This window comes from Anaerosporobacter sp. (assembly GCF_965301125.1).
The window spans coordinates 871-14,215 of record NZ_CBDLAM010000101.1 but is presented as its reverse complement, the minus strand read 5'-3'; the positions used below and the strand labels follow the sequence as shown (position 1 = coordinate 14,215).

The following is a 13,345-nucleotide window of genomic DNA, read 5'->3' as shown; positions in this document are numbered from 1 at the left end:
AAATATTGTTTGACTAGTTTGAATATTCTCCATATTTATATATTCATTATCATTGTCGAGATCATTATTATAACTTGTATAGTAAATATCATATAATGTGTTAATGCCATAGCTATTATCAAAAGTCCCGATGTCTTTTGCGTACACATCATATCCGGCTATAAAATTAACTAATAATTTATGAGATTTTCCGTCCGTTTTGATTGTAGGATCTAAGTAAAAGTTAAAACTAGCTTCTTCATTATCCTTAAGGGAAATAACATATTTATCAGAAAAGTTTTTAGTATCCTCTAAGCATTCAATTTGTTCATAGTCATAAAAAACAGTCATTACAAATTCTCTATCTTTCCCAACATTTTCAAAAGTAGATTTAAATGGTTGTTCTAAATTATCAACAGGTATTGTAAATTTCTCCTTTAGCGCTTCGTTTGAGTTAGAGTTTGTTACTAACATAGTATATACTGTACCTTTATCAAATGTATCATTTTCTGATTCGGCTTGTTCAGATATTTCATTACTTGAATTTGTAGTAGTATTACAACCTGATAACATATTAATAATGAGTACGGCCAGTATTAATATATAATAGAATCTTAATTTATAAGATGTTTTGTTCACACTGTCATCCTTTCAGGTGCTGTCACAAAATAATTATTTTATATCATTTTTAGTTGGTATAGTTTATATTATTTTGCAACAGCACCTTCTTATTTATTAATAATAAACTTCTGGACTAGCTGTTTGTGTAAGCCCGTTGTATGTAATAGTTCCATAACCCACTGCGCGTCTTCCACTTGTCTTACTGCAAACTACAGTATTGCTTAAAACAGATGATGCATCGGAAGCTGATGAAGTAGTTGAGCTTGGACCAGTACCGTCAGTATAGAAGGTACTTACTTTTGCTGTTAGTCTTGTAGCATTACCAGAGTATGTATATGTTTCTGTATACGCTGCTCCCGTTGAAGTTGTTCCATATACAGTTGATGCACCATATGCCAGTCTAGCCTTGCCAGTGGTACCATCAGTAGCTGAAATGGTATCACTTTCACTTGCAAAAGCAGGAACAGCACTATATGAAGCAGTTGCTCCTAATATACCTGCTACAGCACAGAATGCGAAAATCGATTTTCTTAACTTGTTTTTCATCATAATTAATACCTTTCCTTTCTTAGCTAAATAATTATTATTAGTTTCTCTTGATCTACTTGTCCAATTTTAATTTTAGACATTCATAGGCATGCCTCTAATCTTTTAAATCATATCTTATTTTCACATAAAAGGTAAAAATTGTCAATATGTGTTACGCATTTTACAGATAATATGCATAGACGACAGAATACAGTTTTGAAAATTAAAATAAGATAGTAAATTCCAGTCGATTTTCCCACTGGAATTTACTCGAGCGTAATCTCTAGTAGCTCTGCTATAATGCAGTTATGGTTATCTGTCTGTGCAGAAAGAGGACAAAATGATATAACCCAAAATACTTAACTTTAAGTGAACGTATTTTTATTGAGCAAGGTTTAAATGAAGTAAAACATTTACTGCTATTGCAATCTTATTGAGCAAGAGCCCTTCTACTATTTCCAAAGAAATAAAAAAACCTAGGCCAATAAAGCAACATAAAAATCTTAATAAGTAACCCAAGTGTCCTCACTTTAAGACTTGCATTGAAATTCATATTTGCAAAGATACCATTTGCTTTAACAAGTGTAATGATTGTTCTAAACGCTATCCTATATGCTCTAGGTATGAGCCAAAAACTTGTGGTCGGCTAGACAAACCAACTTATGGATGTAATCATTGCGATAGCATAGTTGTGATCCACGATGTTCATGTCAAAAGGGAATGATCGGAAAGAATCATGAGTTTATTCGTTATGTTGTCCCTAAAGGAAGCTCCTTTGATATTTATAATCAAAAGCAGATAACAAAACTTATAAATAACTTAAATAGTATAGCCGGGGAAAAGTTAATAGTTGTACGCCATATCAGCTCTCCCTAATGCTACATGACAATTCCCTCTACAAGAAGTTTGGACTTTGGCAGGTGGAATTTAGTCATGCACACTCCAGCTTTTTCTATCTATCAAATTTATCTTAAGACCAAACTTTTTACAGCACATCTAGATCCTTATCCATCCTAGTAGCTCTCTCAAATGCATTCCTAACAGCCTGTTTAAGACTCCTACTAAGACCCTTTGACTTCCAAACAGCAAGTAATGCTCAAATCAAATAAAATTACCAAAAATGATATCTAGGTTTCCTCTTTCCCATAAGCCAATAACGAAGATAATCGTCTGCTATAATCGCCAATGGAGATAGGAAAAACCAAATAAATACATATAATAAACAAATCTGGCCCAATACATTGTATGGTCTGTCGGAATAATCCCATACATTTAGCCCTAACCAAACATTAACGATTAATCCAGATATAAATTCAACTCCTGTTATTATAACAGACGAAACCACCATTTGACTAATAAATGACATTCGATATGGAGATTTTTCATTTAGCAAGCCAATTAATATAAAGCAAATTCCTCCTGCAATCAACATGGATATGTGTGAATAACCTCTTGATAAAATTTCTATGCCACAATATGCATAACCACCTACAAAAAATAGAAGAATATACTTTATAAAATTATTTTTTATTCTTACCATAGCAACCTCCTTTTGAACTGTTAGCGCAATTCAAAAATTGAACTTGTTAGTTAACTCCCTTACTAATAACATGCTCAATTACAGATTAAATATGTTGGTAGGTTATTTGCTATTCGTGCTAAAGTTGGTAAGATGATAAGCCTATCACCATCCACATCAACTCGTCAATTTGAACATGTTTTGCCTTATATCCACAGGCCTTCAATAATTCTTCTGCTTCATCCACATTATCAAAATACTCATCTTATTGCACCTGATATAATAATTTTAGATTATTTTTTGTATGTAACTACCATATATTTCCCCGCCGTTTTTCCAATAAAACAAAATATTCCACCAATCACTCTTTGATATAGGTGTAACGGGATCCCCTTATCATATGCTCTTGCTACACGTTTTTTTTCAGTCCAGTAAACCCCATCAGCAGCTTCATATTCTGTCCCTGGAGCATAGTATCTTCCCATTCCGCGGAACAAATTATAAGGAATCAAGAGATTTGATTTTGGATAATGCATCTTCTTTCCCTTTACATCTTCACAGAACTTCTCACTGACTTTTCTAAGCTGCTTCTTTACCTTTTCATTTGGCTTATATACGTTCCAGCTAGCTGTTCCTACTCTATACGAATAGCATCTATTAAATCCAATTGCAGCTAAACTCCCCGTTATACTTTTCACTGCACCTTTTGCTCCTACACCTCCTACACTAGTAATAAAGAGAGCCTTCTTAGTAAAGAAATGAGGACGGTGCATTAGATAACAAAAATGATCAATTAGATTCTTAAGTAGAGCAGTTTCTCTCATGTTAAATGTTGTACTACATAAAATCAAACCGTCTGCCCATCCCATATCATTATAAACTACATCTACTTTTTCACGATGAGGACTAAATTCAGCATATTTATCTAATTCTTTCACGTAAGAAACTGCATATTCAACTAGCTTCCACGTATTCCCCTTATGTGGACTTCCATTAATAACAAGATATTTCATAATAACATACTCCTTTCATACTTTAATCAATTACTGGAATTTAGTGTATTTATCCGAAAAGTAAACCGACCTTTTACACCGAATCTTATTTAGTAACTATACAGTCAATCATCCAATCTATATATTGGTCTCTAGCTTCCTTATCATAAAAATCAATTCCTATCACCTCTTTAAGGATATCTCGTTGTAGGAATGCTTCTTGTAACATACTTGTCAATGCAAATGTCTGCTGCTTTTGTTTTTCTGTTATATTTCCTCCAGATAAGCAATGTACAAATCCCATAACTGTACTCATGGTGTTATTCTTAACACTAGGGCTTTTTAAATCGCTTAATATAGATATATTAGAAACATGAATATTATCCATCAGAAAATCTACTACTGTTTTTGCTGTTATTTTGGTAACATCTACTGGATTGTCACTTTTCAATTGTTCTAAAGAAAACGAATGTACTACTTCATGAATGGATCGGTCTACACAGACCTCGATCAATGCATCTTTTGTCCCAAAATAATGATTGATTAATCCTACACTGGCTCCCGCACGTTCCGCTATTTTACGAATCGTGATAGACTCTATATCACCTTTTCCTTCTTGTATCAAAGCAATTGTTTGCATAATAATATTTTCTTTCGTTTTTTCAGCTTTCATAGTTCACCTCATTTTTGAACATTGTTCAATTTTAATCTTATAACAATTACTACATATTGTAAACTTTGTTATTAAAACAAAAAGAGCATTAATAAGTTGGTAATGATACTCAACTCATTAATGCTTTTATATTAATAATCCAATCGCTTCAAACTACCTTCATCAAATGAGTACTCACTCGTTCGAAATGGATACTCCACTTCATTCACATAATACCAAGGATCAGTATCAGATGCAGGATTGTTTAATACATGAAATTCCTGTGCTGGCATATATCCCTGCGCCAACAAGAACGCTTTCTCTCCCTGTTCATTCTCACAGATATCTACAACCATAACAACATGCCCTGGACTTCCACCCTTTAAGAATACATCGCCGATTTGTAAATCTTCTATATTTATCTTAGCTGATTCCTGATCTAAAGAAAGAGTACTTGCATAGGAAAATACAGTGTCTAGATACTTTTCAAATGTCTCATACGAATCGTCATATTGTTTTGTTTTTTGCCAACTCACGTTATTTCCACTTACCTTAACACGATAACCATCACGCCATTTTTCATATTCGCATAGAAATCCGCTTACGAAATGAAATTTGATTTTATCATACTGCTGATTCGCATAATAATACTCTGCATACATACGGATAATAGAATCTGCGCACTGTTGCAGATCTTTATCTGATATATTCATATCAAATACTGCCACATGAGAAGATTGATTACCCTTCTCACTACCATCATATAACAAGACAGGTGAACCGTCTTCTTTAAGAGTAAAGTTGCGAAGGAAGTCCCCAAAGCTATTGTCATCACACGTTATCCTAGAATAACCTTCTGGTGTTTTAATCCTTGTCACTAATGTGCTTCCCGTTGAATCAATAAATGAATACTGATCTAATTCTTGAGATTCTATATCTTCTTCCGATTCAGATGCATTAACCGAATCCTCGTCATTCTCTTCTTGCATTTCCTCACTAGAATTCTCAATCTTTTGTGCATCTATTTGCTTGTTTTCGTTCTCTTGTAACGAATTATTATCTTTCCTACACCCTGTTATGCTAACTGCTATTAGTGTAGCGAGTAACAACCTTCTATAAGTCTTTCTTATCATTATTTACCCCCTCCTATATAACGTACCAATAGTTACATTAGAAATTAGAATTTCTATATTGCTTCGGTGTACATCCAACAACGCTTAGAAAAACCTTGTTGTAATAACTGATATTATTAAATCCAGACAAATTAGCAATCTCCGCAATCTTCTTATTCGTTTCGGTAAGTAGATGGCAGCTTTGCATTATCCGATAACGCATGATATATTGCATCGGTGTCCGATTCATGGTTTGACGAAATATCCGACAAAACTGACCTTCACTCATCGGTATCAAACCAGCTAATTCTGATAGTGATACCTCACAGGAATAATTCTTTTCAATATAGTCGAGTACTGGTTTTATTCTTTCTTGATTTACTGAATTTTCTTCATCAAACACGTCATTTTCCTTGGCATGCTCATAGTACAACTCCCATATTGCATACATACGTGTCTTCAGTTTTAATTCATGATCTAATAATTTAATAGGATCCATTTCATTAATCTCATCTAGTAAATTAAGTATCTGTGATTGCCAATCGCCATCTCTGTGAATTACTGACGGAAATAATAACTTACCTTTTAATACAGGCCGTATATAATGCTTTCCAAAATGGGTATGCAAATCTTGTTGCAAAAACTCATACGAAAATACCACCGCGTAAAAACCACATCCATTTATGTCCAAGGCCCTAGCACTATGATACATATTTGAATTGATGAAGATACAATCCCCTTCCCCTAGAATGTATTTCGTCTCCTCTACTTGTAACTCTATTATCCCTTGCGTCACCACAAGTAGCTCCATCTCTCTATGCCAATGCAAATAGAATACATTTTCTGTTCCTTTTGGATACTCTAACTTATGCAAAGCAATTGGTATCTCAGCCGTTCCATGGCTTACTTTTTCTTCATAATCTTTCAACTTATCTTGTTTTATTATTGCCTTCTTTTGTAATGTATTAATAATACCACCTCCTGGCTGTTTATTTATCAAAATAATGTTATAAATTATCTATATAGTTAAATATTTATTACTATAATAATAATATAATACTATTACAAGTACACGATGTAAATACAAAATATACCAATATAATAAAGTTCAAAAACACAATTTTTCAAAGGAGGCTAATTATGAAATTCGCTAATGGATTTTGGGTAACCAAGAAAGGTTACGATGTAAAATTCGCATCACAACCGTATGAAATCACAACAACTACAAACAGTATTACGGTTTTAGTTACATCTGCTGTAATCGAAAACCGAGGTATGACTCTACAAGGGCCAAACTTAGAGATTACTTACTCTTCTACATGTGATGATACCATCAAAGTACATACCGTTCACTATAAGGGTGGCCTTGATAACTCACCCCATTATGAACTAAATGAGGAGGCAAACTACAAACCTGTAATTAATGATACTGATGACTATATCGAAATGATTTCCGGGAATACCAAAGTAGTTATCTCAAAAGGTACAACTTGGAACGTACAATTCTACTATAAGGATAGACAATTAACTGGTGGCTCTTTCCGTACCACATCTTACATAACAGAAAATCAGTTCAGTGCAGATGCAAAGAAAGAATTAAACAAAGACAATGATTTCTTCGACTATCCAGCTGACGGAAATACTTCTTATGTAAGAGAACAATTAAAGACAGATATCGGTGAATGTATCTATGGTTTTGGTGAGAAATTCACTCCATTCGTTAAGAATGGTCAAAATGTTGAAATTTGGAACAGCGATGGCGGAACTTGTACCGATCAAGGATATAAGAATATTCCATTTTACATCTCATCAAAAAGCTACGGTGTATTAGTAAATAGCTCTGACAAAGTATCCTTCGAAGTAATGTCTGATACCGTATCTCGTGTTACTTTCACAGTACCTGGCGAGGAATTAGAATACTTCGTAATTGGTGGTGAAAACCTTGAAGATGTAATAAAGAACTACACGAATTTAACTGGTAAACCAGCACTTCCACCAGCATATTCATTTGGTTTATGGTTATCTACCTCTTTCACTACAAACTACGACGAAGAAACAATCAACTCCTTCATCGATGGAATGGCTGATAGAGATATTCCATTACAAGTATTCCATTTCGACTGCTTCTGGATGAAAGAATTTGAATGGTGTAACTTTGAATGGGATACAAGACAATTCCCTGACCCACCTGCAATGCTTAAGAGACTTCATGATAAAGGCTTAGAAGTATGTGTATGGATTAACTCTTATGTTGGTCAACGCTCTAAATTATTTGATATCGGTAAAGAAAAAGGCTACTTCATTAAGAATCTTGATGGAAGCGTATTCCAAACTGATTTCTGGCAACCAGGAATGGCAATCGTTGATTTCACGAATCCAGAAGCATGTGACTGGTTCAAAGGACTATTAAAACAATTATTCGAAATGGGTGTTAACAACATCAAGACTGACTTTGGTGAAAGAATCCCTACGAAATGTAAATATTTCAATGGTATGGATCCAGTTAAGATGCATAATTACTACACTTATCTTTATAATAAATGTGTATTCGAAGCCTTAGAAGAATACTACGGAAAAGACAAAGCTTGTCTATTTGCAAGAAGTGCAACAGTTGGCGGACAAAAATTCCCTGTACACTGGGGTGGTGACTGCTACGCAGAATACTCTGCAATGGCAGAAACAGTACGAGGTGGACTTTCTCTTTGTTCTTCTGGGTTTGGTTTCTTCAGCCACGATATCGGTGGATTCGAAGCTACTGCTCCTGCTGACGTATATAAGAGATGGTGTGCATTTGGTCTTATGTCTACACATAGCCGTTTACATGGTTCAAGTTCTTACCGTGTACCTTGGTCATTTGATGAAGAATCCTGCGATGTACTCCGCTTCTATACCAAATTAAAAGGTAAATTAATGCCTTACTTATGGGCACAAGCAATTAAGACACATGAAGTTGGTGTACCTATGATGCGTTCTATGATCATCGCATTCTCAGATGACACAGCTTGTAAATACCTCGATACGCAATATATGTTAGGTGATAACCTTCTTATTGCACCAGTTATGAACGAAGAAGGCATTGCTGAGTTCTATGTACCAGAAGGAACTTGGTACGATATTATTACTAATGATGTTTATGAAGGTGGCAGATACTACTCAAGAAAATGTAATTACTTCGAGATGCCAATCCTAGCTAGACCAAATTCTATTATAACGTTTGGTGAATTTGCGGCAAATAATGTAGTTTACGACTACCTTAACAACGCAGAAGCTACTATCTACAATCTTGAAGATGGTAAAACCGCTTCGGCTACCATCTACGATAGCGAAGCAAATAAACTAACGGATATCACCGCTACTCGTAACGGTAATGTAATTGAAGTAACTTATGCCCCAACGGACAAAACATTTATGGTCGCTATTGCTGGTACAGATACGAAAGTAACTGCAGCTGCTGGCACAACCTCCATAATCCTTCCTTTAATATAAATGTCCTAGATATGGTGCTTCTGCTATGTGCATATCATAAATCTGATCTATGATTTTCTTTGCACTAGCAGAAGAATCTATATCATCTAATCTCATAAAAAACCATAACCATTGGAGGAATTCCTATGAACTCTATCTCGAAATTTTGGCAAACCGAAGATACACTAAAGCAAATGGTAGTAAAGGCAACTGGTGAACAACTCCACTCCTTCATAGCAAAGCCTTTAGATGGTGGGTTCTGCAATGCTGTATATCTAATCGTTGCCAATGATAAGGAAATGGTTCTCAAAATTGCACCACAAGAACATATTAAAATGATGTCAGATGAATATAATCTATTACTAAATGAGGCACAAATGCTAGATTCTATTAAGCAAAATATATCCATTCCTATCCCTCAAGTTTTACTCCACGATACAAGTTGTACAATCTGTGAATCTCCCTATCTATTTATTTCTAAAATAGAAGGCACCTCCCTTGATAAAATAGGTCAATCGTTAACTGACCAAGAGCGCGCACAGGTAAAATATAGAGTTGGAGAAATTACAGCTCAAATTAATTCCATACAAAACTCCCAATTTGGTAGACCACAGCTACCAAAAACCTTCACATCAAGTAATGGTGAGTTCATGCTAGGTGTCTTTCGTATGCTTCTTGATGATGGACTTGCAAAAGACTTAGATATACCTGATATCTCCTATGAGGAACTCTGGAATCTAATCTGTGCTAATAAAGATACCTTTGATGATTGTAAACAGCCTTGTCTTGTTCACAGTGATCTATGGGATGGAAATATCATGATCTCCAATAATAAATTATCTGGTATTATTGATTTTGAACGTTGCTTTTGGGGTGATTATCTCATGGAAGATGATTTTTCTGGATTTGGCGACATTAATTCCGATTTCCTAAAAGGTTATGGTAAAACATCATTTACTAAATTAGAAAGACGTCGAATCTCCCTATATCGATTATGGCGCCGCCTTGTCATGACAATCGAGACACCATATCGACAATATAATGATGATGATCGTTTCCATTGGATTATTGGTGAACTTAAAATGGAGATTGAGCAATTGAAGAAGTTAATGTGTCAATAATTAATGAGTCTTTGCACAAAATATAGTATATAAATATGTACGGGATAAAAGATATAAAAGAAGTATTTATTATATTTTCCACCTTTACCTTTTTCGCCGTTATACAGTAACATAAAAGGTAAAGCAAATATTACAAGCCACCATGCATTTATTATTTTATAAAACGGGAACCCATACATAGGAAAATAATTTACCTGCAAGAATTTACATAACGATATTAAAAACTTATATATAAAAGGTGATATTGGTTCCACTTTTAACAAAATCCTCGCAGGAATATTCGTAGCATATAAAATTGTGTAAAACACTGAAAAAATACAATAGTATATTATCAATTTCTTTTTATTATCTTTTGTATAATACAGTAAAATCCCCAGAAGAATAAAGATAATACCTCCTTCATTTATGAAGCAATTCGCTAATAATGACCCTAATAGATATCCATCTATATTCGATAGAATGCTAATTTGATCCATCCTCTGTATTATGAAGGAACTAATAACTTGCCAACTTAAAAAAACTATTAACAATCCCAAACCTTTTACTTTCTTTTCTCTTAGCAATTCTATGCTGTATATTAAAGCAATAGATAAAAACAAAGTCATAAAAATATTATTGTTTATAACATAATGAGTATTTAACTGAATTACTATATTAACAATTCCCATTAGAAAACCACAACTGTAAAGCCTTATCATGTATATCTTGCGATTGTGCGTATAATGAAACCCCCAAGCCATACAGAAAAAGAATATCGGTGCAGAGATTCGACCAATCCAATGGAACCACTCTGGAAATGACGGTATAAATTCTGCTAGATGATCAATTAGCATACAGATAAGGGCAATATATTTTAATTTTATACTTGACATCTCTATTTTCCTTTGCATATAAAAATACAAGGAATAAATGATTGTATATCTACTTCCTTTATTCCTTTTCATAAAAACTTACTTTTTATTTAGCTTCTTGAACATTATATTGTTTAAAAATATCTTTCTTAAACTTCGTTATCTCTTTTAATGAATATTCATCAGCAACAAAAAATTCATTCTCTTTGACATCTTTATACATAATACCTTGATCAGCATTTTGTGGTATACTATTCACCTTATCCTCTAGATTGAAGTAAGCTATATTAAACTTGTTAGCCAAAGAATACATTTTATTGTTCCTATCATGTTTTTCATCTATAGAATTCATGAAAACAAGATATTGATTATCTCTCTGCATTATATTAACGAATGTTCCTAAAAAGTAATTTTTCAATACTTCAAAGTAAGATCCTGGATTTACTAGATAAATTGTATCGCCTACTATTTTACTATCTCCCTTGCATACTTCCACCACCCTAACCTCTTGTTTTGTGGTCCCAAATAGATTTTCATTGTGACCTGTAGCCTTTACTACTACCACATATCCAGCCTCATCTAATGAGTGTTTTAATTCATCAATATAAGTCATCCCATTTTTTAGTTGCCCAGAATCCTCAGCTTTTATAATTTTATGATCGCTCTGTTCGCTTGGAAAACTTTCTGGCTCTCGGTTACTATCTGACTCATTGCTTCCGATAATGTCTTCTGTTAATACGTATGTGACAAGGAAATCATTCAATGAGTTTTGACCGTTCAAGGTGGTTGTATATGTATGAGAAGATTTACTATATAGACCAATCCCTAAGGATATTACACAAATAGCTAGAATACACCCAAACCATTTTTTCATAGACTCACCTCAATCCTATCTACAATACTACCTCCCTGTAGACGGTATACATTATCGCATAATAATTCAATATCCTCCTTGTTATGACTAGCAATTACTATTAAAGCTCCACGCTCCTTTTCTTCACTAATAATTTTTCGTATTAAATCTATTCCGTTCTCATCTAGCGCGTTTGTTGGTTCATCAAGCAAAATGATATCCGGCTTTTCCATAATTGCTTGTGCTAATATTATTCGTTGCTTCATTCCTAAAGAATACTTACTAAAACTTCTTCTATCATAAGGATCAAGTCCAACTCGAGTAATTGCTTCCTCTATTTCTTGATCACCTATAAGTCTATTAATTTTAGCCAAGAATCGCAGATTCTGAAAACCTGTAAACTCAGGGTATAACCCTATATTTTCTATTACTACTCCCAATTTAGGTAAACAAGAAATTTCTTTATGTAATTGCTTCCCATTATAAAATACTTCTCCTTCACTTGGATATATCAGTCCAGATAGCAAACGTATTAACATAGTTTTACCAGAGCCATTACGACCTATAAACCCATAAATATTACCTCCATGCAACTCCAAATTAATATTATTTAAAATAGACTTTCCTTTTAATCTTTTACTTATACCTTTTGCTATCAATTCTACCATTAACCTTGTACCTCCTTATTCTCAAGTGCAATATCGACTTTTTTAATCAGAAATGCACCACTAATAACAACTATACTACCTATAATTACTAAATAAAGTAGTGAGCTGTTTAATGAAAAATGAATATTATGTATGTTTATTTTTGAATTAAGCATAGCATTATCTGAACTGTGCCATGAAAAAATCAAATTAGAAATTGGATTCAATTTAAATAGCAATCCACCCACTCCTTTTAATGATAAGAAATCATCAAATATCAACAAGGATGAAATACAGAATACCTGAATAGAAAACACAATAATAAAACTATTATGACTACCGAAAATAATAGAAATAATATTAATTAGTAATGTAAAAGCAAAGGTAAACATACTTTCATATGCAAAGACGTAAAACATAGTTACCAATGTCTCACTGTCGAAATATCCATAGTTTGTTATGTACATTATCCCAACAGTAGTTCCAATGTATAATATAAAATAAATTACAGTAAATGAAAGTAGCATAAGCACTTCATTTTTATACCATTTCAATTTATTATTTAACCTGCTAAAGTAATATGCATTCGCTATGCAAAAATGACGATATATATTTACACCAAAAATCATTTGAAAGAGTATTATTGGAAACAAATCATAAAATATTAAGGTCATATAACCAGTTGAAACATGAGGCTGTCCTAATCCTATATTAATAAGTATTGATGTCATACTTTCTTTTCCTCGTGAAAAAGCTATGAATTCCATACTCTTAATAATTGCCCATGCTACACTAACAAGTAAGTATTTCCTATTTCTTCCCATAGACATCTCCTTATTATAACAACTGATCACGCTTAATATTTTTTATAATTATTACAGTACTACATATTAATAAAAATACTACAATTATTATCGGAAGTATTATTTTTTTATTGGGCACTGCATCACTCGCCAACAAATACCATTCATAGTTAAATTCTAATGATAAGTTAGTAAACCAACC

The 13,345-nt window shown here is 33.3% G+C and carries 13 protein-coding genes; 2 read left to right on the top strand and 11 right to left on the bottom strand.

The window, feature by feature from the left end:
• From ACW2QF_RS11825 to ACW2QF_RS11795, 7 genes are all read right to left on the bottom strand, one after another.
• A partial coding sequence (locus ACW2QF_RS11825) for a hypothetical protein (RefSeq protein WP_455716208.1) occupies nt 1-618 on the bottom strand: 618 nt, incomplete at its 3' end.
• Between the two features lie 96 nt (nt 619-714).
• Nucleotides 715-1,149, bottom strand: a complete 435-nt coding sequence (locus ACW2QF_RS11820) for a hypothetical protein (protein WP_455716207.1) — start codon at nt 1,147-1,149, stop codon at nt 715-717.
• Between the two features lie 1,090 nt (nt 1,150-2,239).
• Nucleotides 2,240-2,668 (bottom strand): putative ABC transporter permease, encoded by a 429-nt coding sequence (locus ACW2QF_RS11815; RefSeq protein ID WP_455716206.1) that lies wholly within the window; start codon nt 2,666-2,668, stop codon nt 2,240-2,242.
• Nucleotides 2,669-2,940: 272 nt separating this feature from the next.
• A complete protein-coding gene (locus ACW2QF_RS11810) occupies nt 2,941-3,660 on the bottom strand; it encodes a flavodoxin family protein (protein WP_455716205.1) in 720 nt (239 codons plus the stop codon).
• Between the two features lie 85 nt (nt 3,661-3,745).
• Nucleotides 3,746-4,312 carry a TetR/AcrR family transcriptional regulator gene (locus tag ACW2QF_RS11805; RefSeq protein ID WP_455716204.1) on the bottom strand — a complete coding sequence of 189 codons (567 nt, stop codon included), beginning with the start codon at nt 4,310-4,312 and terminating at the stop codon, nt 3,746-3,748.
• Nucleotides 4,313-4,443: 131 nt separating this feature from the next.
• Nucleotides 4,444-5,424, bottom strand: a complete 981-nt coding sequence (locus ACW2QF_RS11800; protein WP_455716203.1) for a DUF4846 domain-containing protein — start codon at nt 5,422-5,424, stop codon at nt 4,444-4,446.
• A gap of 37 nt (nt 5,425-5,461) precedes the next feature.
• Nucleotides 5,462-6,403, bottom strand: a complete 942-nt coding sequence (locus ACW2QF_RS11795; RefSeq protein ID WP_455716202.1) for a helix-turn-helix domain-containing protein — start codon at nt 6,401-6,403, stop codon at nt 5,462-5,464.
• A 140-nt stretch (nt 6,404-6,543) separates the two neighbouring features.
• Here ACW2QF_RS11795 and yicI point away from each other — a divergent pair, with 140 nt between their 5' ends.
• Entirely contained in the window at nt 6,544-8,889 is a 2,346-nt protein-coding gene (gene yicI, locus ACW2QF_RS11790; protein WP_455716201.1) for an alpha-xylosidase, read from the top strand.
• A 125-nt stretch (nt 8,890-9,014) separates the two neighbouring features.
• Nucleotides 9,015-9,989 carry a phosphotransferase family protein gene (locus ACW2QF_RS11785; RefSeq protein ID WP_455716200.1) on the top strand — a complete coding sequence of 325 codons (975 nt, stop codon included), beginning with the start codon at nt 9,015-9,017 and terminating at the stop codon, nt 9,987-9,989.
• Here ACW2QF_RS11785 and ACW2QF_RS11780 read toward each other — a convergent pair.
• The 4 genes from ACW2QF_RS11780 to ACW2QF_RS11765 form a co-directional block, all read right to left on the bottom strand.
• Nucleotides 9,983-10,861, bottom strand: coding sequence for a TraX family protein (locus ACW2QF_RS11780; RefSeq protein WP_455716199.1), 879 nt, complete (start codon nt 10,859-10,861; stop codon nt 9,983-9,985). The genes ACW2QF_RS11785 and ACW2QF_RS11780 overlap by 7 nt on opposite strands.
• Before the next feature lie 85 nt (nt 10,862-10,946).
• The gene (locus tag ACW2QF_RS11775; protein WP_455716198.1) at nt 10,947-11,714 is read right to left on the bottom strand and encodes a hypothetical protein; all 768 of its coding nucleotides are present in this window, start codon (nt 11,712-11,714) and stop codon (nt 10,947-10,949) included.
• Nucleotides 11,711-12,361, bottom strand: a complete 651-nt coding sequence (locus tag ACW2QF_RS11770; protein ID WP_455716197.1) for an ABC transporter ATP-binding protein — start codon at nt 12,359-12,361, stop codon at nt 11,711-11,713. The genes ACW2QF_RS11775 and ACW2QF_RS11770 overlap by 4 nt, the downstream gene beginning before the upstream one ends.
• Nucleotides 12,361-13,164 carry a hypothetical protein gene (locus ACW2QF_RS11765; protein ID WP_455716196.1) on the bottom strand — a complete coding sequence of 268 codons (804 nt, stop codon included), beginning with the start codon at nt 13,162-13,164 and terminating at the stop codon, nt 12,361-12,363. Before ACW2QF_RS11765 ends, ACW2QF_RS11770 begins: the two co-directional genes overlap by 1 nt.
• Nucleotides 13,165-13,345 lie beyond the last annotated feature (181 nt).

Coding starts and splice junctions, on each gene's coding strand:
- ACW2QF_RS11815 (WP_455716206.1), bottom strand. CDS start 2,668: ATGGTAAGAATAAAAAATAATTTTATAAAGTATATTCTTCTATTTTTT.
- ACW2QF_RS11765 (WP_455716196.1), bottom strand. CDS start 13,164: ATGGGAAGAAATAGGAAATACTTACTTGTTAGTGTAGCATGGGCAATT.
- ACW2QF_RS11810 (WP_455716205.1), bottom strand. CDS start 3,660: ATGAAATATCTTGTTATTAATGGAAGTCCACATAAGGGGAATACGTGG.
- ACW2QF_RS11785 (WP_455716200.1), top strand. CDS start 9,015: ATGAACTCTATCTCGAAATTTTGGCAAACCGAAGATACACTAAAGCAA.
- ACW2QF_RS11800 (WP_455716203.1), bottom strand. CDS start 5,424: ATGATAAGAAAGACTTATAGAAGGTTGTTACTCGCTACACTAATAGCA.
- yicI (WP_455716201.1), top strand. CDS start 6,544: ATGAAATTCGCTAATGGATTTTGGGTAACCAAGAAAGGTTACGATGTA.
- ACW2QF_RS11805 (WP_455716204.1), bottom strand. CDS start 4,312: ATGAAAGCTGAAAAAACGAAAGAAAATATTATTATGCAAACAATTGCT.
- ACW2QF_RS11770 (WP_455716197.1), bottom strand. CDS start 12,361: ATGGTAGAATTGATAGCAAAAGGTATAAGTAAAAGATTAAAAGGAAAG.
- ACW2QF_RS11780 (WP_455716199.1), bottom strand. CDS start 10,861: ATGTCAAGTATAAAATTAAAATATATTGCCCTTATCTGTATGCTAATT.
- ACW2QF_RS11775 (WP_455716198.1), bottom strand. CDS start 11,714: ATGAAAAAATGGTTTGGGTGTATTCTAGCTATTTGTGTAATATCCTTA.
- ACW2QF_RS11820 (WP_455716207.1), bottom strand. CDS start 1,149: ATGATGAAAAACAAGTTAAGAAAATCGATTTTCGCATTCTGTGCTGTA.